The sequence below is a fragment of the Kribbella sp. NPDC023855 genome (assembly GCF_040639475.1).
Lineage (GTDB): Bacteria > Actinomycetota > Actinomycetes > Propionibacteriales > Kribbellaceae > Kribbella.
In genome coordinates, this window is record NZ_JBFAAA010000006.1 from 403,009 (window position 1) to 423,817 (window position 20,809).

A 20,809-nucleotide genomic window follows, 5' to 3' on the forward strand; every position below is an offset into this window, starting at 1 on the left:
GTCCTGTGGAAAACCGGGCCACCCCAGGGCAGACGACGGCACTTTGTAGGTATGGACCACAAAAGGAGGCACCATGGCAGTCATGGAACCCGAGGCGCAGTACCCCCCGCCGTGGCGACGGAGCGGACCACTGACCCGGGACGATCTCGACCGGATGCCCGATGACGGGCACCGCTACGAACTCATCGATGGCACCCTGATCATGACGCCAGGGCCTTCGGTGCGGCACCAGGACGTCGTTCTCAACCTGGCCATCCTTCTCAAGGCCGCCTGCCCACCAGACCTGAAGGTGCTGGTAGCGCCGTTCGATGTCGTGATCAGTGCGGACACGATCATGCAGCCCGATCTGCTGGTCGCGCGGCGGGACGATCTCACCGAGCGGGATCTGCCGATGGCACCACTGCTCGCCGTCGAGGTGTTCTCGCCGAGCACGCGCCGCTACGACCTGATGATGAAGTTCTCCCGGCTGGAGGCGGCCGGCTGTCCGTCGTACTGGGTGATCGATCCCGACACGCCGGAGCTGATTGCCTGGGAGTTGCGCGACGGGACATATGCGCAGGTGGCGAAGGCTACCGGGGACGAAGTGGCGCGGTTGACGGCGCCGTTCGAGGTCAGGCTGGTGCCCGCCGATCTGACCTTGTGAGGGATCTCGGGTAACGTTCCTGCACGGCCGACAGTCGACTATCGGGGGAGTATGCCGTCCGTGGATTCGCACGTGCCTGCAGCACCAGCCGTGCTTCCTCCGGCCTACCCGGACCGCGCCGCTTGGGGAACTGCGAGCAAGCTGCGGGCCTGGCAGGCGGAGGCGCTCCAGCTCTATCTGGACAAGCAACCGAAGGACTTCCTGGCGGTCGCGACGCCGGGCGCGGGCAAGACGACGTTCGCGCTGACCGTCGCCGCCGAGCTCCTGCACCGCCGGGTGATCGAGCGGATCACCGTGGTGACGCCGACCGAGCACCTGAAGGTCCAGTGGGCCGACGCGGCCGACCGGGCCGGGATCGCGATCGATCCTGCCTTCGCGGGCCGCAAGGGCCGGACGAACAAGGACTTCCAGGGTGTCGCCGTCACGTACGCCGGCGTCGCGGTGAACCCGCTCGCGTTCCGGGTCCGGACCGAGAAGTTCCGCACGCTGGTGATCCTCGACGAGGTGCACCACGGCGGTGACGCGCTCAGCTGGGGTGAGGGCGTCCGGGAGGCTTTCGAGCCCGCCACCCGTCGTCTCGCCCTGACCGGTACGCCGTTCCGCAGTGACGACAACCCGATCCCGTTCGTCACCTACGAGTACGGTCACGACGGTGTCGCGCGCAGTCAGGCCGACTACACCTACGGCTACGGTCACGCGCTGCGCGACCACGTCGTACGGCCGGTCATCTTCATGTCGTACTCCGGTGAGATGCGCTGGCGCACCAAGGCCGGTGACGAGGTGGCTGCCCGGTTGGGTGAGCCGCTGACCAAGGATCTGACCGCTCAGGCGTTGCGTACCGCGCTCGACCCGGCCGGCGAGTGGATGCCCGCAGTACTGGCTGCGGCCGACAAGCGGTTGACCGAAGTACGGCGGCACATGCCCGACGCGGGTGGGCTGGTCATCTCGGGTGACCAGAACACGGCCCGGGCGTACGCGAAGGTGCTGCGCGAACTGACCGGCCAGGCGCCGACCGTCGTACTGTCCGACGAGAAGGCGGCGAGCAAGAAGATCCAGACGTTCTCCGACGGTGACCAGCGGTGGATGGTCGCGGTCCGGATGGTCAGTGAGGGCGTCGACGTGCCGCGGCTGGCGGTCGGGGTCTACGCGACGCCGACCTCGACGCCGCTGTTCTTCGCGCAGGCCGTCGGTCGGTTCGTGCGGGCGCGCAAGCGGGGTGAGACGGCGTCGGTGTTTGTGCCGTCGGTGACCCGGTTGCTGAGCTTCGCGGCCGAGATGGAGGTCGAGCGCGATCACGTGCTCGGCCGGAAGAACTCCAACGAGGACGGCGACATCTTCGCCCTCGAGGACGACCTGCTGAAGAAGGCGAACCAGGCCGAGGGTGCCAGTGACGACCTCGACGCGAAGTTCGAGGCCCTCGGCTCGGACGCGACCTTCGACCGGGTCGTCTTCGACGGCGGCGACTACGGCACCGGCGGCGACATCGGCTCCGACGAGGAACTCGACTTCCTCGGCCTGCCCGGTTTGCTGGAGCCAGACCAGGTCCGTGAACTGCTCCGCAAACGCCAGGCGAAGTCGCTGGCCCAGCAGAAGAAGTCCCAGCGCGGCGCCTCCGATCGCGAAGACCCGACTCCGGTCGAACTGGCCACCCACGAACAGGTAGCCCTCCTCCGCCGCGAACTCAACGGCCTGGTCGCCGCCTGGCACCACCGCACCGGCCAACCGCACGGCGTCATCCACAACGACCTCCGCCGCAAACTAGGCGGCCCCGCCGCAGCCCACGCCTCCTCCGCCCAACTCCGAGACCGAATAGAACTAATCCGAGACTGGGCAACCCAACGCCGCGCCTAACCCCACCCGTACTACGCACCCACACCACCGTGGGCTGGGATAGCCCACCGAGCTCGTGACGCTGCGCGTCACCTCGCTGAGCTGGAGTCGCGGGTGCTGAACGCCAGCAGGTGCCCGCAGGCAATCTCTTGAAGAGTTGTAGGGGAGGGGACGCCGGTCAACTGATGGGGTCGGCCGGGGGATGCCGGCGGGGTGTACAGGCGAAGTCGTCCGGCCGGGCTCGCGAGCGTGACCGGCAGACGGGCTCGTGACGCTGCGCGTCACCTCGCGAGCAGGATCTACGGCGCACTCCAATCGCCGGCCCAAGCGATTTACCGGGTGGAGCGGGTCCGAGGTGTCGCGGAGTACGGAAACTGCCGACCCGCGCAGCCGATCCGGTCGGCGCCTCGTGACGCTGCGCGTCACCTCGCTGAGCTGGAGTCGCGGGTGCTGAACGCCAGCAGGTGCCCGCAGTCGACCTGTTGAAGAGTCGTACCGGACGGGACGCAGGTCAACCGACGGGGTCCGCCGGGGGCTGCCAGCAGGCGTACAGGCGAAGTCGTCCAGGCGGGCTCGTGATGCTGCGCGTCACCTCGCTGAGCTGGAGTTGCCGGGGCTGAACGCCAGCAGGTGCCCGCAAAGGCGGTGAGATGGTGGGGTGCGGGTTGTTGGTCGCCGCGGTGAGGGGCGTCTGGAGATCTGGGTGTTGCGCGTCGGCTGGGTGAGACGGACGGCCCGCTGGCACGGGTGCTTGTTGAAGGAGACGACTGATGTAGCCCACCGCGCGCTCCGCTTGGGGTGTGCGGAGGTTGGGGTTCGAGCGGCGTGCCTTCTAGGCGGTGGGGGTGGGGGATCGGTGACGATTAAGTGTGGCTACTACGCGGGGTGTCAGGGTGGCGGGGGTTGTGCGGGTTCTGCGGTGGTGGCATGGCGGAATTGCGGTGGTCATTGTGGGGGCGTTGGTTATTCAGTTGGTGTTGATTTTCAGTGGTGGGGCTGACGCTAATTCCGGGGAGACTGGGGAAGCGGCGGGTGTGGGGGTGCGGTTGTGGCGGCTGTTTAGTTTTTTCACGATTGAGAGCAATTTGATCGTGCTGGCGGTGTGTTTGGGTCTGGTACGGCGGCCGTTGCGGGATGGGCGGGTTTGGAATGTCGTCCGGCTCGACTCGTTGCTCGGGATTGTCATCACGGGCCTGGTGTTTGCGATCGTGCTGGCCCCGCAGGTTCACCTGACCGGGGCTGCTCTGGTCGCGACCATCGGGTTCCACTACATCTCGCCGTGGGCCACGTTGCTCGCCTGGCTGCTGTTCGGGCCTCGGCCGCGGCTGACCTGGCGGACCGTCGCCGCGGCCTTCATCTGGCCAGTTGCCTGGCTGGTCTACATCTTCGTGCAGGGCAGCTTCACGAAGTGGTACCCGTATCCCTTCCTCGACGCCACTGACCTCGGCCTCGGCATAGCCGTGCGCAACGCGCTGGCTGTCCTCGTCATCGGACTGGTCTTGGCGGCCGGCCTGAAGGCGGTCGACGGGAAGCTTCGGGCGCCGGTCAGTTGATGCGCTACTGACGGTGGACGCGGACGTAGTCGATCTGCATTGATTCCTCGGTGACCTCAGGCGGGATCGCGCTGTAGACGAACAGGTCGAGGATCAGGGCGTCGCCGGTTCCGGAGTACGGGCCTTGTTCGCAGATCTGTACGCCGTCCAGGTACCAACGGGTTTTGTCGGGGCCGAGTTGCTGGCCGATGGTGTGCCAGTCGGTGGTGAGGTCGACGGGCGATTCGTAGGTGCAACTGCCGCCGGACTGGTGGTTGGTGAGGTACAGGTTGCGGTGGTTGTCGCTGTAGAACTCGTACGTGTCCTGCTCGTTGGAACCATTGCCGTTCCACGTCCACGTCGACGGCCAGAAACCCTTTGCCTTGGGCAACTTGAGGCGCGTCTCCACGTAGTCGCCGGGCAGGACGGTGAAGGAGCCGGACGGCTCGTGACCGCAAGCTTGCGCGGTGGTGATCAAGCCGCTCGACCAGCCATATCCGGGCTGCGGGTTGTTCTTGCGCGCTGTGATGGTCAGTACGCCGCCACCCACCGCGAGCGCGTCCCAGGTGTGCCACTCGAGTTGCTGGTTGCCCTTGTTGCCGAGGCATTGGTCGGCTTCGGCGTTCGAGTGGATGGCCCATTTGCCGCGGTCGATCGCGTTTCCGTCGAACTCGTCGGCGAAGACCACCGAACCCGGCGAGTCCGCTGAAGCCGCCGATGCGACGCCGGCCATCAGCAACGCCGCGACCGCGGTACCGGCCGCGACGGTAATTAACTTACGCATCAGGGAACGCCTTTCGTCAGATAATGACGTCAAACGTTCGCTTGAGTGGAGCTGTTTGTCAACTGGTGCTGAGCGCCTGGGTGCCGACGACCTCGAGCAACCGAATGGCCTGGTCGGACGCCGATCCGGGATCGGCCGTATAGAGGACCACCCGCTGATCACGCTCCGGAATGACCAGTACTTCGCAGACCACATCGATCTGCCCGACCGTCGGATGGTGGATCGTCTGGCACATGCTCTGCTGCGTCGCGACCTCGTGCAGCGCCCAGATCCGGGCGAACTCCTCACTGCCCTCGTTCAGCTCGCGCACGAGCGCCGCGATTGCGGGATCGTCCGGATAACGCCCGGTGGCCGCCCGCAGATCCGCCGCCGCCTCCCGCGCGAACTCGGCGGTCTGCTTCTCCCCAAACCGCTCCTGCTGCCGAGACCCGGACAAGAACCGCAGACGCAACAGGTTCCGCTCCCGCGGAGGCAACCCGGAGAAGTCCGCCAGCAACGCCGCCGCCAACGGATTCCACGCCAGTACGTCGTACTTCGCGTCCAGCACCAACCCCGGTACGTCGAGCCGCGCCAGCATCCGCAGTACTCCGGTACGCACGTCCGTCGGCGGTCCCGGCGGAGGCCCAGGCTGCTCCCCGGCCAGCCGGAACAGGTGAGCGCGCTCGTCGTCGGACAACCGCAGCGCACGGGCCAGCCCGGTCAGTACCGGCCTGGATGGTCGCGGGCCGCGCCCCTGCTCCAAGCGGGTGTAGTAGTCCGTCGACATCGTGGCCAGCCCGGCGACCTCCTCGCGCCGCAGGCCCGGCGTACGTCGGCGGAGTCCGGCCGGCAGTCCCACGTCGTCAGGGCGCAACCGCTCGCGCCGGATGCGCAGGAACTCCGCCAGCTGTGCCCTGTCCATGACCCCAGCATCTCAAGCCCGCCGAAGGCCAACCAGGGACCACCGATCCCAGGCTCAGCCCGCTCTGCCTGGGTTCGGGAAACCACACAAAGCTCTGAGCCATGAGCAAAATCGCACTGGTTACAGGAGCCAACAAAGGAATCGGCAAGGAGATCGCCCGGCAGCTGGGCGAGGCGGGTCACACCGTCCTGCTCGGTTCGCGAGATTTCGCCCGCGGTGAGGCCGCCGCCAAGGAACTGGTTGCCGATGGCATCAAGGCGAGCGCGATCCAACTGGAGGTGACCGACCCCGCGTCGGTCCGGGCCGCCGCGGCCAAGATCGAGGCGGAGCACGGGCGGCTCGACGTACTGGTCAACAACGCGGCGATCATCCCCGAGGGCGACGCCGGCGTGACCGAGATCGCCGCGGAGGCACTGCGGGCCGGTTTCGAGACCAACGTGATCGGCCTGGTCGACGTCACCCAGGCACTGCTGCCGGTACTGCGAAACGCCGACGCCGCGCGGATCGTCAACCTGTCCACCTCGCTCGCGTCCTTCACCCAGGTCGGCGATCCCGAGTCCCGGATGTCGACCGTCCGGACCCTGGCCTACAACTCGTCCAAGGCGGCGGTGAACATGGTCACCGTGATGCTCGCCAACGAACTGCGCGGTACCGGCATCCTGGTCAACGCCGCCGATCCGGGGAACTGCGCGACGGACATGGGCGGCTGGGACGCACCCCGTACGCCGGCCCAGGGCGCGGCCGTCGCGGTCCAGCTGGCCACCCTCGGAGCGGACGGTCCGACCGGCGAGGTCCACGCCGACACCGGTCGCCTGCCCTGGTGACCTGCTGAGCAAGTGGTGACATAAGTTCGGAGCCGTGGCTCGCCTGTTGACCGACCTCCGCCCCCTCAAGGAGTCGGCCGACTTCCGCCGGCTGTGGATCGGGTCCACGGTCTCCCAACTGGGCCAGCAGATGACCGCGGTGACAATTTCTATCCAGGTCTATTTTTTAACCCAGTCAACCTTTTCGGTCGGCCTGGTCGGGCTCTGCTCGCTGGTGCCGCTGATCGTCTTCGGGCTGTACGGCGGCGCGATGGCCGACGCCGTCGACCGCCGTACGCTCGCTCTCATCTCGTCCAGCGGTCTCTGGCTGCTCTCGATGCTCCTGGTCGCCCAGTCGGTCCTGCACTGGAACCAGGTCTGGGTCCTGTACGCCGTGGTCGCCGTGCAGTCGGCCTGTTTCGCGGTGAACAACCCGGCACGGTCCGCGATCATCCCGCGACTCATCCGCCCAGAACTCCTGCCGGCCGCCAACACGTTGAGCCAGGCCGCGTTCAACCTAGGCTTCACCGCAGGACCGCTACTGGGTGCTGTCGTGCTCGCCTGGCAGGGGTTCGCCGCGGCGTACCTGGTCGACGTCATCACCTTCACCGCCGCGCTCTACGCGCTGTTCCGGCTGCCCCCGGTGCCGCCGACCGGGCTGGTGCGCCGGGCCGGTCTGCGCTCGGTGCTCGAAGGCTTCACCTTCCTTCGAGCCGCGCCGGCGCTTCTGGCCACGTTCGTCGCCGACATCCTCGCGATGGTCTTTGCGCAACCGCGTGCGCTGTTCCCGGCGGTGGCGGGCTCGTTCTTCGCAGGCGGCGTACGGACGGTCGGGCTGCTGCAGGCCGCGCCCGCGATCGGGGCGCTCCTGGGTGTGATCTTCTCCGGCTGGGTGACCCGGATCCGGCGGCAAGGCGTGGCGATCGTCGTCGCGATCACCGTCTATGCGGTGGCGATCGGCCTGTTCGGGTTGTCGCGCACGATCTGGCTCGGCGTGGCCCTGCTGGCCTTGGCGGGTGCCGCGGACATGGTCAGCTCGGCGTACCGGAACACCGTCCTGCAGTCGGCGGCTCCGGACGCGATGCGCGGCCGGCTCCAAGGCGTCTTCATCGTGGTCGTCGCGGGCGGTCCGCGTCTCGGCGACTTCGTGGCCGGCACGACGGCGTCGCTCAGCACCCCGACGATCGCGCTGCTCGGCGGCGCCGGCGTGTGCGTCACCGGGCTGCTGATCCTGCTCGCCTTCAACCGGCCGTTTCGCCGGTACGACTCCGAGATCCGCGCGTTGCGCTGACCGTCAGCCGCCGGTGACGAGCTCCTTCAGGACCTTGCCCCAGGAATCCATGTCCGGGTTGATCCGGGTCAGCGGCTTGTCGTCGACAGTGACGATCGGGCGGTCGCCGAGCGGCTTCTTCAGCTTGATCGGGATCAGCTCGATCTGGCTGTCCGGCGGGCACGGCTCGGTGTCGTCGATCACCGCGGTGATCTTGTCGTCGGACTCGGTGACGACCAGGTCGGACGTGCAGTTGAACCCGAGACCGATCAGCAGGTTCGCCTCGTCGTACTTGGGGCGGTTCTGCACGAACTTCAGGTACTTCGGCCGCTTGCCCTTGACCACCTGGTAGCTGGGCACCGGCTGCTGGGTCTTCTCGTCGGCCTTGCCGCCGCCGTCGTTGATGAACGCGCCGAAGATCTTGTCGACGCACGGATCGGCGTCCTTCTTCTGGTCGTCGACCGCGCCCCAGGCCTTGGCCGCCTGGTAGCAGCCGTTCGCCTCCCGGTTGAGCTGGAGGTTGAACCCGAACAGCCCGAGCGCGCCGATCACCAGCGCGCCGGCCAGCATCCGCCGGGCCTGCACCTGCTGCGCGGTGAGCGGCTCCGGCTCGCCCGTCTCCTCGCTGCCGGGCAGCTGCTTGAACAAGCTCAGCAGGCTGCTCGTCCACTGCGGATTGACCAGCGTCGGGACGGCGTACAGCAGAATCAGACCGACGCAGATCGCGATGGCGGGGAGCAGCGCCCAGTAATTTCGCACGGCAGCAAGATACGGGGACATCGGGCCGCGGCCGAAAAAGGTTACGCTTCGGCTGTGCCCGCTGAGACGTCCCAGACGCTCGATCGGGGACTCACCGTCCTCGAGTTGCTGGCGGACGCCCCGGACGGCCTGTCGATCACCGAACTGGCCGCCTCGCTGAGCGTCAGCCGGACCGTCGTCTACCGCCTGGTCAACACGCTGGAACTGCACCGCCTGGTCCGCCGCGACAGCGAAGGCCGCGCCCGGCTGGGACTCGCAGTACTGCACTACTCCCGCCGCGTCCAGCCAACCCTCCGCGACGCCGCTTTGCCGGTACTACGCTCGCTGGCCGAAGACACCGGTGCGACGGCTCACCTCACCGTGGCCGACGGGGACGAGGCACTCGCGATCGCGGTCATCGAACCGAGCTGGACCGACTTCCACGTCTCCTACCGCATGGGTTCCCGCCACGCCCTCGACCAGGGCGCGGCCGGCAAGGCGATCCTGGCCGGCCGCCGCAAACCCGACCCAGCCGGCCGCCCCTTCGTCATCACCGCAGGCGAACTCCAGGCCGGCGCCCAAGGCGTTTCGTCCCCAGTCCTCGGCGTACCAGGCGTCGAAGCCTCCATCGGCGTAGTCGTCCTCGGCAAACTCGACCGAGACTTCGTAGGCCCTCGAGTAGCCCGAGCCGCAGTAGAAGTAGCCAAACGCCTCGCCTAGCCGACCCCCTCGGAGTACGAACAGCTGTCCAACCGGCTCGTGCCGCTACGCGTCACATCGCACCAGGAGCCTGCAGGTAGGCGGGAGGCTGCGGCCGGCGCCCCGCAGTACGAGCAGCTGGCGGACGGCTCGTGACGCTGCGCGTCACCTCGGCGCCGAAGAGGGGGCGCTGGCGCTCGCAGTACAAGCTGCTGGTGACAGCCTGCTCGTGACGCTGGGCGTCACCTCGCATGAAGAGAGCGGGGGGCGTCTGCCGAGGTCAGGTACGGGGATGCAGTGGACGCTGTCCGCGCGGCGGGGTGGCGGCAGCGGCGGCCTCGTGACGCTGCGCGTCACCTCGGCGCTGTGCCGGGAGAGAGGTGCCGGGCGCGCGTTCACGGCTCCACGCCGGTTTCTCCTGCGGACGGATGCTCACCTGGCGCGAACTTGGCGCGAGGTGACGCGCAGCGTCACGAGCCGGCACTCGGCTGCTCGTGCATCCAACTCCAGAGAGATCAGCCTCGGCTGGCCGCGTGGAGGAGAGGGAGGACTCTGTGGGGGATTTGTTCGGCTAGGGCGATCACGGTGGAGGCTCTTTGGATGCCTTGGACTATGACTACCTGGTCGATGACTCGTTGGAGGTCGGCGTTGGAGCGGGCGACTATTCGGCACCAGAGGTCTTCGGCGCCGGTGATGGTGTGGACCTCTAGGACCTCGGGGATGGCGGCCAGGGCGGCGGCGACTGTGGTGTGGCCGGAGCCCTGTTCTATCTGGAGGGTGGCGAAGGCTGTTACCGGGTAGCCGATGGCGGTGGTGTCGACGTCGGGGCCCCAGCCTCGGACGACCCCGTCGCGAGTGAGGCGGTCCAGGCGGGCCTGGACGGTGCCGCGGGCTACGCCTAGGCGGCGGGATGCCTCCAGTACGCCGACGCGCGGCTCGGCGGCGAACAGGTCGAGGATGCGGGCGTCCAGGGCGTCCACTCCGGCCATACACACCTCCAATAGTCAGGGTGACCAAATAGTCCACCAGAAGGCGGAGAATACTGGTCAGAGTGTCCAGTGAAACATACATCTGTTGCGCAACCTGTCCGGGGGCGGCAAAGCTCATGCCCAAGCCGAACCTTCCGGGAGGACACCGATGACCAGCACCGACCTCACCCCTGCAGAGCTCGACGCCGATCTCGACCTCGACCAGTTGAAGCAGCTCGTCGGCCTGGTGCCGTACGACGAGAGCACCGACCCGTTCCCGGTCACGGCGATGGATGCCGTTGTGTTCATCGTCGGCAACGCGACCCAGACCGCGAAGTACTACCAGCTCGCGTTCGGGATGGATCTTGTCGCGTACTCCGGTCCGGAGACCGGCAACAAGGACAGCAAGGCGTTCGTGCTCAAGGCCGGCTCGGCGCGGTTCGTCATCACCGGTGGCGTGACCCCGACGAGCACGCTGCACGAGCACCACCGCAAGCACGGTGACGGCGTCTCCGACATCGCGCTCGAGGTGCCGGACGTCGACAAGTGCATCGCGCACGCCCGGGCCCAGGGTGCGACCGTGCTCGAGGAGCCGCACGACGTGACGGACGAGCACGGTACGGTCCGGCGCGCTGCGATCGCGGCGTACGGCGACACGCGGCACTCGCTGATCGACCGGTCGAAGTACGACGGCCCGTACCTGCCTGGTTTCGTACCCGCGCAGACGGCCGTGACCCGGCCCGAGGGGCACCCGAAGCGACTGTTCCAGGCGGTCGACCACGTGGTCGGCAACGTCGAGCTCGGGCTGATGGACGAGTGGGTCGGGTTCTACAACAAGGTGATGGGCTTCGTGAACATGGCGGAGTTCATCGGCGACGACATCGCCACCGACTACTCCGCGCTGATGAGCAAGGTGGTGGCCAATGGCAACCACCGGGTCAAGTTCCCGCTGAACGAGCCGGCCATCGCGAAGAAGAAGTCGCAGATTGACGAGTTCTTGGAGTTCTACGACGGCGCCGGCGCGCAGCACATCGCGCTGGCCACCAACGACATCCTGCGCACCGTCGACATCATGCGGGCCAATGGTGTCGAGTTCCTGAACACGCCCGACTCGTACTACGAGGACCCGGAGCTGCGCGAGCGGATCGGTCAGGTGCGGGTGCCGATCGAGGAGCTGCAGTCGCGCAAGATCCTGGTCGACCGCGACGAGGACGGCTACCTGCTGCAGATCTTCACCAAGCCGATCGGCGACCGCCCGACGGTCTTCTACGAGTTGATCGAGCGCCACGGCTCCCTGGGCTTCGGCAAAGGCAACTTCAAGGCGTTGTTCGAGGCGATCGAGCGCGAGCAGGAGCGCCGCGGCAACCTGTAGAACAAACACCCGCTCCTCGCTCCGCTCGGAGCGGGGAGGTGGCGGCAACCTGTAACCCCAAACCACCCCGTCTTGAGTGAAAGGCGGGGTGTTTTGTTGGTCTTTGTGTATACCTACCGTGATGTGGTCGCGACACACCGGGGTTACGTCCGATTACCGGAGTGACTGTCAGGTCAGGGGAGGTTCGCGTACTCTGCCCAATGAGTGTGCGTCGGGGCGTACGCTCAGGAAGGGTTTTCCGATGAAGACACTGGGCATTGTGCTCAGCACCGCGGGTCTGGCCGGAGTCGGCGTGATCGCCTTGGCCACATCAGTTCAGGCGGCACCAGCCGTCAACTGCTCGGGTGCGACATCCATCTCGTCCGCAAGCATCTTGCGCGACCACCGACCGCCCAGCTGGGGCAGTGTCCGGCTCGTCCGGGACAGCTGTTCGCAGTACTGGGCCGAAATCACCATGAGACCGCGACTGACTGCGAACCAGCGGGCCAACGCCTATCTGGTCCAGCACGGCGGCTCCAACGCGGGGCGAACGCTGTCCTGCGACAGCAGCGGTGGCAACGGCGCCGTGACGGCCGGGCAGCGAACCTGCCGGACGCCGAAGGTGAAGTCCACCGACAAGAGCGTCACGTTCATCGCGATCGCCCGCGAGTTCCACAACTACGGCGGCGGCTACCAGGAGATCTCGGAGAACGCGACCAGCAGAACCCGCTGATCGCACCTGCCAACGGGCGCAAAACCGCCTAGGCTCACCGATATGAACGATCTAGTCGAGCGCCTTCGGCAGGTGTTGCCGCCGGAGGCGCTGGTGACCGATCCGGACCGGATCGAGAGTTACCGGTACGACCGGGCGATGTTCTGTCCGGCCGGTGAGCCGATCGCGGTGGTGCTCGCGCGGGAGACGGCGCACGTCCAGGCGGCGGTCAGGATCGCCGCCGAGGCGGGCGTCCCGGTCGTGCCCCAAGGTGCCCGGTCCGGACTCTCCGGCGCGGCGAACGCGATCGACGGCTGCCTGGTGATCTCGCTGGAGAAGATGGACAAGATCCTCGAGATCGAGCCCGTCGACCGGTACGTCGTGACGCAACCCGGGGTGTTCAACGCCGTCCTGTCGCGCGCGGTGGCCGAGCAGGGCCTGTTCTACCCGCCCGACCCGTCGAGCTGGGAGTTCTGCTCGATCGGCGGCAACTTGTCGACCAACTCGGGCGGTTTGTGCTGCGTGAAGTACGGCGTGACCACCGACTATGTGCTCGGGCTCGAAGTGGTGCTGGCCGACGGCCAGGTACTGCGAACCGGCCGGCGCACCGTCAAGGGTGTCGCGGGCTACGACCTGACCAAGCTGATCGTCGGCAGTGAGGGCACGCTCGGCATCATCACCGAGGCGACGCTCGCGTTGCGCCCGCAGGCGGCCCGGCCGCGCACGATGGCGGCGCTGTTCGACTCCGGTGTCGCGGCCGGCGAGGCGATCGTCGAGATCATCCGCAGCGGCGTGTCGCTGTCCCTGCTGGAGATCATGGACCGTACGACGATCACCGCGGTCAACAACTACCTCCGGATGGACCTGCCGACCGAGGCCGCGGCGATGCTGATCGCCCAGTCCGACGCGGGAGGTGAGGCCGGCGCCGCCGATGTAGCGATGGTGGCCAAGCTCTGCCGCCAGTACGGCGCGATCGAGTGCATCGAGGCGGACGACCCGGCCGAGGGTGAACTCCTGCTGGAGGCCCGCCGGGCGGCGCTGGTCGCGCTGGAGCAGCTCGGGACGACGATGATCGACGACGTCTGCGTACCGCGGTCCCGGCTGGCCGACTTCATCGGCGCGGTCGAGCGGATCGCCCTCGACCTGGACATCACGGTCGGCGTCCTGGGGCATGCCGGCGACGGCAACATGCATCCGACCGTGGTGTTCGACGCGACCGATCCGGACCAGGCGGCCCGGGCCCAGGTGGCGTTCGACAAGATCATGGAGGTCGGTCTGGAGCTGGGCGGCACGATCACCGGCGAGCACGGAATCGGGGTGCTGAAGCGCGACTGGCTGGTCCAGGAGATCGGTCCGGTGGCGGTCTCGGTGCACCGCGCGATCAAGGCCGCGCTGGACCCGAAAAACATCCTCAATCCGGGCAAGGTCGTTTCGTGAGGGTTCTTCTACCTTCTGTGACCCAACCGCAACGGAACTGCCGGGGCCATTCGACGTTCACGGCCGTCGAATGTGACGTGCCGGCCGCACTATGGAAGGCAGTTGACTGAAAACGGGGGGAACACGGTGAGGCAAGGCGGGAGGTCACCCATGCGAGCAAGGCTGTTGCAGCCGGCTGCGCTGGTCCTGGCCGTGCTCGTCGCCCTGTCCGGCTGCGCGAACGGCAGCGGCCTGCGGGTCGAGGGCGCGGACGCGCCGGCCACCTCGTCGACGCCGAGCCCGTCGGCCAACCGCGGCTTCGCTCCGTCCACGACGCCGTCCCCGACGCTGGCGCCGCGGGTCGGCGCGGAGGCGATGAGCCTGACCGAGATCCGGGACAGCCTGCGCGACGACACCCAGCTGGACCCGTTCTTCCGCAAGCTGATGTCGCGCTGCACGGTGATCGCCCGCTGCCTCACCCGGGGGCCCGCCGTCGACACCATGAAGACCGGCCAGCCGCAGCAGGTGGTGCTGATCCACACACTCGACAACTTCATCGTCGGAGCCGCTCTGATGGCCGCCACGCCGAAGGGGCCACGCCGGGTTTGGAGTTTGAAGGCCGATCAGTTGAAGATCAGTCCCACCCGGCAAGGCGATCTGGTCGTCGAATCTCAAATCTTCGCCGTGGACGACGCGCCTTGTTGCCCGTCCGGAAGCGCGGTCGAGGTCTACCGTTGGGTCGGCGGTCAGATGACCAAGGTGAGCTCGCAGATCCAAGAGGGAGACTGAACTTCGGTGGTACCGGAAGAACCGGCAGCGCGCATCCTGATGGTCGAGGACGACGCGGTGATCCGTGAGGCGACCCAGCTGACCCTCGAACGCCATGGGTACGACGTCACGACGGCCGAGGACGGCCTGGAGGCGATCGAACGTTTCGAGAAGATCCATCCGGACGCGGTGATGCTCGACATCATGCTGCCCGGACTGGACGGCATCTCCGTGTGCCGGCGGATCCGGGAGTCCAGCACCGTGCCGATCGTGATGGTCTCGGCCCGCGGTGACGCGCTGGACGTCGTCCTCGGGCTGGAGGCCGGCGCGGACGACTATGTCACCAAGCCGTTCGACACCCAGGTGCTGGTGGCCCGGCTGCGTGCGGTGATGCGGCGGGCGGTGGTCGATCCCGAACGGCCCACCCCGGCGACCGGCGCGAGCGTGGAGTCGTTCGGCGACCTGGAGCTGGACCGCGAGGCCCTCGAGGTACGCCGCGGCGGCAACACCGTCCAGCTCACCCCGACCGAGTTGAAGCTGCTGATCGAGTTCGCCAACAACCCGGGCGTCGTGCTGAGCAGGTCCACCCTGCTGCAGCGGGTCTGGGACTACGAGTGGGGCGGCGACGGCCGGCTGGTCGACGTCCACCTGCAGCGCTTGCGGACCAAGATCGGCGCGGACCGGATCGAAACCGTGCGCGGATTCGGATACAAGCTGCGGGCCTAGCACGATGCCTTCCGCCCCCCACGGAGGCCGCTGATGGGTCTTCGCAGCAAGCTCGGCCTGATCTTCGTCCTGCTGTCGTCACTCGCGATCCTGGTGCTCTGCGTCGCGGTCTACACCCAGGCTCAGTCGGCCCGGCTGGACCGCACGCGGAGTTTCGCCGACGAGCGGATCCAGTTGGCCGCGGAGAGCTACGACCGCAGCGACGTACCGGTGTTCGGATCGCGGCTGGACGATCCGGACCTGCCGCCGCTGCTGCGGGAAGCCGTGATGGGCGGCAAGCGGGCCACCTTCAAGACCGGCTCGCCGAACGCCAAGATGTGGGCGGCGGTCGGCGTCAAGGACGGCCAGATCCTGTCGATCGTGCAGGACTACGACGTCGACGACCCGTCGATGAAGGCGCTGCGCCGGGCCCTCATCCTGGGCGGGATCGGCACGGTCGCGCTGGTTGCCCTGGGCAGCGTGGTCGCGGCCGGCAGCCTGTCCCGCCGGATCGTCGCAGTCGCCGGTACTGCGCGCCGAATCGCCGCGGGGGATCTCGACGCCTCGGCCGCGGGCGCCGTGGGCAAGGGCAAGGACGAGGTCCAGGCGCTGGCCACGGCCCTGGACACGATGGCCAGTTCGCTGCGCGGCCAGCTGGAAGCGGAGCGACGATTCACCGCCGACGTCGCCCACGACCTCCGTACGCCGGTCACCGGCCTGCTGACCGCCGCCGAGTTGTTGCCGCCTGGCCGTCCCAGTGAACTCGTGCGCGACCGGGCCAAGGTACTGCGACGACTGGTCGAGGACCTGCTCGAGATCGCCCGGTTCGACTCAGGTGTCGAGCAGGCTGACTTGGAGCATGTCGGGCTCGGCGCGTTCGTGGGGTCGGCCGTCGGCCGGTTGCGGATGCAGCAGTCGCTGGCGCCGGACAGTGTCGTGGTGCACCGGTGTGATCCGGAGGAGACGGTGTCCACCGACTCGCGCCGGATCGAGCGGATCCTGGCGAACCTGATCGTCAACGGCCTGCGGCACGGCCGCCCGCCGATCGAGGTCACGGTCCGGGGCCGGACCATCGAGGTAGTGGACCACGGCAACGGTTATCCCGAGGAATTGATTGCCGAAGGCCCCCGTCGGTTCCGGTCCGGGATGGCCGAGCGCGGTGTCGGGCACGGCCTCGGTCTGACCATCGCCGCCGGTCACGCGAAGGTGCTCGGCGCTGAGCTGACCTTCGGCACGTCCCCTGGTGGCGGTGCATGCGCCCGGCTGGTGCTGCCCGACACTCCTGAGACGGAGTCGTAACACAACCTTTCCCGCGGCCGGGGCGTCTCCTCTGATGTCGGGTTCACCAGAACCCCATACATACGAGGGGAAATCACCACAATGCGCACTCGCTCTCAGGCCGTACGTCGCTCCTTCGCCGTGGTCGCCGGCATCGCCCTGGCTGCCGGTGGGGTCGGCGTGGCCGGCGCCCTGCAGGCCAACGCAGCGCCGGAAACCACCCGGATCACCAGCGCCGGCACGAAGGTTGCGGACGTCGCTGCCAAGCCGTCGATCACGATCAAGTCGGACAAGGCCACCGCGAAGGCCTGGGCCAAGGTGTCGTTCTCCGGCAAGACCGCCGGTATCGCCGCCAAGTCGGTCGTCCAGGTCCAGCGCCTGCAGAGCGGCAAGTGGGTCAACTTCCCCGCCACCACCAAGGTGACCAGCAAGGGCACCTACTCGGTGTGGGTGCAGAGCGGCCACCTCGGCGTCAACAAGTTCCGCGTCGTGACGGCCAAGGCCGCCAGCCCCGCGGTCTCGGTCACCATCGTCAAGTGATCATGCGAAAGCGGCGCCACCCTCGGGGGAGGTGGCGCCGCTTTCCTAGTGCCCTGCGTCCGGGGTGCTTGTTTTTAACGCGTTCCGTAAACGTTCAGCTCAGCGGCCGCACCGAAGACCGCGCCGTTCAGCGAGCTGGTGCCGACGAACTTGACGTACCGGCCCGCCTTCGCGGTGAGGTCCAGTCGCTGGGTGTCGCGGGAGTTGGGGAACTCGCCGGTCTTCACCGGCGTACCCCAGTTCTGCCCGTCGGCGCTGACGTAGACCTCGTACCCCTTGAACATCCCGTTCGTCCCGCTCTGCCGGGGCAGGTAGCTGAACCCGTTCACCTGGTACGTCGTACCGAGGTCCAGCGTGATGTGGTGGGGATAGGTTGCCGGTGTCGGCACCTGGGACCAGGCGGAATGCCAAAGGGTGCTGGGGTTCCCGTCCAGTGCCGCGGTCGCGGGCCCGTCGGTGGCAGGGTCCTCGCTGCTGACGTCGGTCACCTTGATCCGGGACTGCGGCACGATGCCCGGCGGCAACAAGGTCGCCTCGGCCGAAGTGGTCGCCTGCCCGCCGGTTGCCGAGAGCATGTACTTGCCTGCTGGTGTCCCGGCGGGCGGAGTGACCCACCAGGTGGTCGCCACACTGGTGCCAGCGGCAACTAATGCGAACGTCGCCGGAGTAGTCGCCTCGACGGTCCAGCCCGCCGGTGCGGTCAGCCCCAGCGTGATGTTGTCGACGGCAACCACATCGTTGTTGGTGAAGGTGATGACGACCGTGTTCGGCTCGCCGGAGACCATGCCGTTGAGGCCGGCCCCGGTCAGGCTCAGCGAAGTACAGTCGGCTGCGTCGCTGGTGGCGCCCAGATCGGTGACCGCGAAGTTGTCCAGCACGAAGTCGGCCTGGTCGCCGCCTGACGAGTGCTTGCGCAAGCCGACCCAGTAGTCGCCGCCACAGCCGGCCACGAACTCCTGGCTGAACGTCGCCTTGGTGCGCTGCGCGCCGATCGGCGTCGCCTTCACCTCGACCGCCTTCGGCCGGTCCACACCTTGCACCCAGCTGTACTGCCCGGCGACGCCGTTCTCGTAGTCGAAGCTGACCTTGTACTTGTGTCCCGGCGTGAAGGGCACGGTGGCCGGGATCGTCCGGTAGACGAGCCCCTGGTTCTCCTCGTGCGACTTCAGCGACCACTCGCCGTCCAGTACGTCGTCCACGAGCTTCCCGTTCCAGCCCGCCTGGGTGTACGGCGCGTGCTTGCGCGCCAGCACGGTCCGAGGGTCGGTCGTGCCGCCCGCATCGCCCTTCACGAACGGGCCCCAGCCCTGGTCGACGTTCTCGAAATCGTCCACGAGACCGGCGGCCGGACGCTTGGTCTCCACAACCCGGACGTCGTCGATGCGAACCCGTGCCGCGCCGCTGATGGCCTTGAGGGTCAGGTCGGCCGTGATGCCCTTGGCCTCGAAGACGACCCGCGCCCGCTGGTAGTACAGGCCTTGCTTGTCGTCGGCCGCCACCCGGTTCATCGCGGTGGACCGGTCGACGGTCACTGAGGTGCCGTTGACATCAAGTGTGGTCTTGCGGGACTTGCCCGGCTCGACCTCGATCCACGCGGAGGCGCTGTAGATGCGGCCGGGGACAAGGCCGCGGATCCGCTGCTGGAGGGTGGTGTGGTCCGATCCGAGTTCCGCGACGTGCTGACCGTTCGCGAGGGTGGCGATCGATGCGTTGCCGGTCGGGTCCCACGCGTTCAGGCTGCCGGCGTTGAAGCCGGGGTCCTCCAAGTGGCTTCCTTCACCCCACTGCGGGTCCGCGAGACGCGGTGCCTGCTCGGGGTACAGGACGTAGGGCTGGCCGGGGTTGGCTGCCAGCGTGATGTTGCCATTGCGGACGGGCGCAGTACCGATCCTGACACGGCCGGTGTCGGTCAGCTTGTAGACGGTGAAACGGTCCGTGCTGAAGCCCGCCGGGACCTGCCAGGTGGTCGCGCCACCGGCCGGGTTGTAGTGGTAGAGCTTCTTGTTGCCATCCCATGGCAGCAGGTACTTGTCGCCGTCCAGCACCTTGGCAGTGCCGACGCTGAGGCTTCGCTTGCCATTGGCAACGGTGCCGCGGACGCCGCCGGTGAAGGTGATCTCGTTGCTGTTCCAGTCGAGGATCTTCTGCTGCTGGAGGAACTTGGCCGGCAGGTTGCGCTGCCAGATATTGGCGTAGAAGGCGTTCCAGTCGACCTCACCGGTCCAGCCCTCGAACTCGACCAGCGAACTCTGGCCGAGGATCGGGTCGGCGTTCCAGACGTCCTTCTCGTGGTTGCGGACGAACCGGATGATCTGTGAGTTCAGCCCCTTGTTGGTGGCGCCGCCGTAGTCCAGGTCGTTGGCCCAGTGCGACCACAGCGAGGTGCGCTCGTGCCGGTCGGCCCACTCGGTACCGATCTGCCAGCCCTGGTCGGCCAGTTGCCGGGTCAGACCGTCCGCCAGCCAGCCGGACTGGTAGTACACGTCGATGTAGAGCTCTTTCAGATTCGGGTCGGTCTCGTCGCGCAGTTGCTGGAACCGCTTGACGATGTTGCCCGAGGCAAGGTCGGGGCGCTGCTTGATGTAGTAGCTCTGGTTCAGCCAGTTCCAGCCCTTGCTGGACTTGTCGACCAGTTCCTCGCTGAAGGCGTTGGCCTCCGGGTAGGACTCGGTCGCGTTCACATGCACCCCGAACGAGGCGTTGTAGTCCTTGCCCTTCCTCAGCAGCGTGTTGAGGTCGGTGAGACCGCCCGCCCGCTGGTTGTAGTTGCCGCCGTAGTCCGGGTGCGCCGAGTCGTGGCCCTCCGAGCCGTATCCCTTCAGCAGGGCCATCTGCCCGAGACCGTCGGTCGCCAGCGAGATCCGCTTGACGTCGTCGAGCGTGCGCAGGAACGGATGCGTCGCCTGGCTGGCGAAGTTGAACGGGATGTGGGTCACCACCCGGTTCTTGACCTCGTCGCCGCCTTTCGGCTCGGTCATGATCGTGCGGAACGCGATCGCACCGTCCTGCCAGTCGACGACCTTGTCGTCATTGGCGTCCGGCGTCACCACGACCTTCGCCCACGGCAATGGCTCCGTGTACGGCGCGGTGTCGGCGCGGTAGGTCCACTGGCCGCTCCAGACGCCGACCCGGCTGGTCCCGTCGGCGGCTTTGCGGGCCCGGTGCCAGAACCGGGCGCCGTCGTCGACGGACTGACCCGACGGCTTGTCGTACACCGAGTTCGACTCGATGCCGGCGGCGAGCCCGCTGGTGTTCACGAACGCGTACGTCGCGCCGGTGGCGGCCGGTTCGGCGGCGGTGGCCGAGGTGACCGGGGTGATCTTGTCCGCCGTCCGGGTGGAGTCCGGGTCGAGCGTGGTGAAGGCCGTCGTGGCGCCCGGATCGGTGCTCGCGACGGAGACCAGGTCATGGTCGGGGATGTCGATCGTCCGGACCCGGGAGGCCTCGGTGTCGCGGACCGCGTCGATGCTGAAGGTGGTCACCCGGCCGGTCAGCGCGAGGCTGGCGTCCAGCTCGACGCCAGGCAACGCGTCGAAGGCCAGCCGGTACTGCGCTCTGCCGGTGGTGACCGTCGGCGGTCCGGTCAGCCGGGCGGCCCGGGCGACCCCGTTGACGGTGACGGTCGAGATCGCGTCGGGCTGGCCGCCGAGCGACCGGCCGGACGCGTTGTCGGCGTACCTGATGACGCGGGGGAAGTCGGCGGCGACGGTCACGGTCAGCTCGGGTGAGGTCAGCGTGAGGTCCGTCGCGGCGGGGCCGGCGGTGGCCGCGGTGGGTGGGAGAGCGACGAGCAGGCCGGCCGCGAGTGCGGCGGCCGCCAAGGGCGGGATTACGGGTCGAGACACGGGACGACTCCTGACGGGCGGGTCAC

General features: G+C 67.8%; 18 protein-coding genes. 13 read left to right on the forward strand and 5 right to left on the reverse strand.

Annotated features, from left to right (window positions below; all coding sequences use genetic code 11):
• Nucleotides 1–73: 73 nt before the first annotated feature.
• From AB0F51_RS23575 to AB0F51_RS23585, 3 genes are all read left to right on the forward strand, one after another.
• Nucleotides 74–643, forward strand: coding sequence for a Uma2 family endonuclease (locus tag AB0F51_RS23575; protein WP_360283298.1), 570 nt, complete (start codon nucleotides 74–76; stop codon nucleotides 641–643).
• Between the two features lie 51 nt (nucleotides 644–694).
• Nucleotides 695–2,494: a DEAD/DEAH box helicase gene (locus AB0F51_RS23580; RefSeq protein ID WP_360283300.1), complete on the forward strand. Its 1,800-nt coding sequence runs from the start codon at nucleotides 695–697 to the stop codon at nucleotides 2,492–2,494.
• Between the two features lie 1,019 nt (nucleotides 2,495–3,513).
• On the forward strand, nucleotides 3,514–4,026 hold the full coding sequence (locus AB0F51_RS23585; protein ID WP_360283479.1) for a Pr6Pr family membrane protein: 513 nt from the start codon (nucleotides 3,514–3,516) through the stop codon (nucleotides 4,024–4,026).
• 4 nt (nucleotides 4,027–4,030) lie between these two features.
• On the opposite strand, the gene AB0F51_RS23590 is transcribed toward AB0F51_RS23585, so the two are convergent.
• On the reverse strand, nucleotides 4,031–4,789 hold the full coding sequence (locus tag AB0F51_RS23590; RefSeq protein ID WP_360283302.1) for a glycoside hydrolase family 16 protein: 759 nt from the start codon (nucleotides 4,787–4,789) through the stop codon (nucleotides 4,031–4,033).
• Nucleotides 4,790–4,847: 58 nt separating this feature from the next.
• Nucleotides 4,848–5,690, reverse strand: a complete 843-nt coding sequence (locus AB0F51_RS23595) for a helix-turn-helix transcriptional regulator (protein WP_360283304.1) — start codon at nucleotides 5,688–5,690, stop codon at nucleotides 4,848–4,850.
• Nucleotides 5,691–5,791: 101 nt separating this feature from the next.
• On the opposite strand from AB0F51_RS23595, the gene AB0F51_RS23600 reads away from it, so the two are divergent.
• The gene (locus tag AB0F51_RS23600; RefSeq protein WP_360283306.1) at nucleotides 5,792–6,514 is read left to right on the forward strand and encodes an SDR family oxidoreductase; all 723 of its coding nucleotides are present in this window, start codon (nucleotides 5,792–5,794) and stop codon (nucleotides 6,512–6,514) included.
• Between the two features lie 34 nt (nucleotides 6,515–6,548).
• Nucleotides 6,549–7,784: an MFS transporter gene (locus tag AB0F51_RS23605; RefSeq protein WP_360283308.1), complete on the forward strand. Its 1,236-nt coding sequence runs from the start codon at nucleotides 6,549–6,551 to the stop codon at nucleotides 7,782–7,784.
• A gap of 3 nt (nucleotides 7,785–7,787) precedes the next feature.
• On the opposite strand, the gene AB0F51_RS23610 is transcribed toward AB0F51_RS23605, so the two are convergent.
• A complete protein-coding gene (locus AB0F51_RS23610; RefSeq protein WP_360283310.1) occupies nucleotides 7,788–8,522 on the reverse strand; it encodes a hypothetical protein in 735 nt (244 codons plus the stop codon).
• Between the two features lie 54 nt (nucleotides 8,523–8,576).
• On the opposite strand from AB0F51_RS23610, the gene AB0F51_RS23615 reads away from it, so the two are divergent.
• A complete protein-coding gene (locus AB0F51_RS23615) occupies nucleotides 8,577–9,221 on the forward strand; it encodes a helix-turn-helix domain-containing protein (RefSeq protein WP_020387098.1) in 645 nt (214 codons plus the stop codon).
• A gap of 494 nt (nucleotides 9,222–9,715) precedes the next feature.
• On the opposite strand, the gene AB0F51_RS23620 is transcribed toward AB0F51_RS23615, so the two are convergent.
• Nucleotides 9,716–10,189, reverse strand: a complete 474-nt coding sequence (locus tag AB0F51_RS23620; RefSeq protein WP_360283312.1) for an Lrp/AsnC family transcriptional regulator — start codon at nucleotides 10,187–10,189, stop codon at nucleotides 9,716–9,718.
• 148 nt (nucleotides 10,190–10,337) lie between these two features.
• On the opposite strand from AB0F51_RS23620, the gene hppD reads away from it, so the two are divergent.
• From hppD to AB0F51_RS23655, 7 genes are all read left to right on the forward strand, one after another.
• Entirely contained in the window at nucleotides 10,338–11,540 is a 1,203-nt protein-coding gene (gene hppD / locus AB0F51_RS23625; RefSeq protein WP_360283314.1) for a 4-hydroxyphenylpyruvate dioxygenase, read from the forward strand.
• Nucleotides 11,541–11,781: 241 nt separating this feature from the next.
• Nucleotides 11,782–12,252 (forward strand): hypothetical protein, encoded by a 471-nt coding sequence (locus AB0F51_RS23630; RefSeq protein WP_360283316.1) that lies wholly within the window; start codon nucleotides 11,782–11,784, stop codon nucleotides 12,250–12,252.
• Between the two features lie 42 nt (nucleotides 12,253–12,294).
• Nucleotides 12,295–13,668, forward strand: coding sequence for an FAD-linked oxidase C-terminal domain-containing protein (locus AB0F51_RS23635; RefSeq protein ID WP_360283318.1), 1,374 nt, complete (start codon nucleotides 12,295–12,297; stop codon nucleotides 13,666–13,668).
• Between the two features lie 150 nt (nucleotides 13,669–13,818).
• The gene (locus AB0F51_RS23640; protein ID WP_360283320.1) at nucleotides 13,819–14,436 is read left to right on the forward strand and encodes a hypothetical protein; all 618 of its coding nucleotides are present in this window, start codon (nucleotides 13,819–13,821) and stop codon (nucleotides 14,434–14,436) included.
• Between the two features lie 6 nt (nucleotides 14,437–14,442).
• Nucleotides 14,443–15,141 carry a two-component system response regulator CseB gene (gene cseB / locus AB0F51_RS23645; protein WP_360283322.1) on the forward strand — a complete coding sequence of 233 codons (699 nt, stop codon included), beginning with the start codon at nucleotides 14,443–14,445 and terminating at the stop codon, nucleotides 15,139–15,141.
• Nucleotides 15,142–15,174: 33 nt separating this feature from the next.
• Complete coding sequence (locus AB0F51_RS23650) at nucleotides 15,175–16,419, forward strand: HAMP domain-containing sensor histidine kinase (protein ID WP_360283324.1); 1,245 nt, start codon at nucleotides 15,175–15,177, stop codon at nucleotides 16,417–16,419.
• An 81-nt stretch (nucleotides 16,420–16,500) separates the two neighbouring features.
• Nucleotides 16,501–16,938 carry a hypothetical protein gene (locus AB0F51_RS23655; RefSeq protein ID WP_360283326.1) on the forward strand — a complete coding sequence of 146 codons (438 nt, stop codon included), beginning with the start codon at nucleotides 16,501–16,503 and terminating at the stop codon, nucleotides 16,936–16,938.
• Between the two features lie 74 nt (nucleotides 16,939–17,012).
• On the opposite strand, the gene AB0F51_RS23660 is transcribed toward AB0F51_RS23655, so the two are convergent.
• Nucleotides 17,013–20,783: an endo-alpha-N-acetylgalactosaminidase family protein gene (locus AB0F51_RS23660; protein WP_360283328.1), complete on the reverse strand. Its 3,771-nt coding sequence runs from the start codon at nucleotides 20,781–20,783 to the stop codon at nucleotides 17,013–17,015.
• Nucleotides 20,784–20,809 lie beyond the last annotated feature (26 nt).

Bases quoted from the DNA above. Each gene is read 5' to 3' on its own strand.
- AB0F51_RS23575 (WP_360283298.1), top strand. From the start codon at position 74: ATGGCAGTCATGGAACCCGAGGCGCAGTACCCCCCGCCGTGGCGACGG.
- AB0F51_RS23580 (WP_360283300.1), top strand. From the start codon at position 695: ATGCCGTCCGTGGATTCGCACGTGCCTGCAGCACCAGCCGTGCTTCCT.
- AB0F51_RS23590 (WP_360283302.1), bottom strand. From the start codon at position 4,789: ATGCGTAAGTTAATTACCGTCGCGGCCGGTACCGCGGTCGCGGCGTTG.
- AB0F51_RS23595 (WP_360283304.1), bottom strand. From the start codon at position 5,690: ATGGACAGGGCACAGCTGGCGGAGTTCCTGCGCATCCGGCGCGAGCGG.
- AB0F51_RS23600 (WP_360283306.1), top strand. From the start codon at position 5,792: ATGAGCAAAATCGCACTGGTTACAGGAGCCAACAAAGGAATCGGCAAG.
- AB0F51_RS23620 (WP_360283312.1), bottom strand. From the start codon at position 10,189: ATGGCCGGAGTGGACGCCCTGGACGCCCGCATCCTCGACCTGTTCGCC.
- hppD (WP_360283314.1), top strand. From the start codon at position 10,338: ATGACCAGCACCGACCTCACCCCTGCAGAGCTCGACGCCGATCTCGAC.
- AB0F51_RS23630 (WP_360283316.1), top strand. From the start codon at position 11,782: ATGAAGACACTGGGCATTGTGCTCAGCACCGCGGGTCTGGCCGGAGTC.
- AB0F51_RS23635 (WP_360283318.1), top strand. From the start codon at position 12,295: ATGAACGATCTAGTCGAGCGCCTTCGGCAGGTGTTGCCGCCGGAGGCG.
- AB0F51_RS23640 (WP_360283320.1), top strand. From the start codon at position 13,819: ATGCGAGCAAGGCTGTTGCAGCCGGCTGCGCTGGTCCTGGCCGTGCTC.
- AB0F51_RS23650 (WP_360283324.1), top strand. From the start codon at position 15,175: ATGGGTCTTCGCAGCAAGCTCGGCCTGATCTTCGTCCTGCTGTCGTCA.
- AB0F51_RS23655 (WP_360283326.1), top strand. From the start codon at position 16,501: ATGCGCACTCGCTCTCAGGCCGTACGTCGCTCCTTCGCCGTGGTCGCC.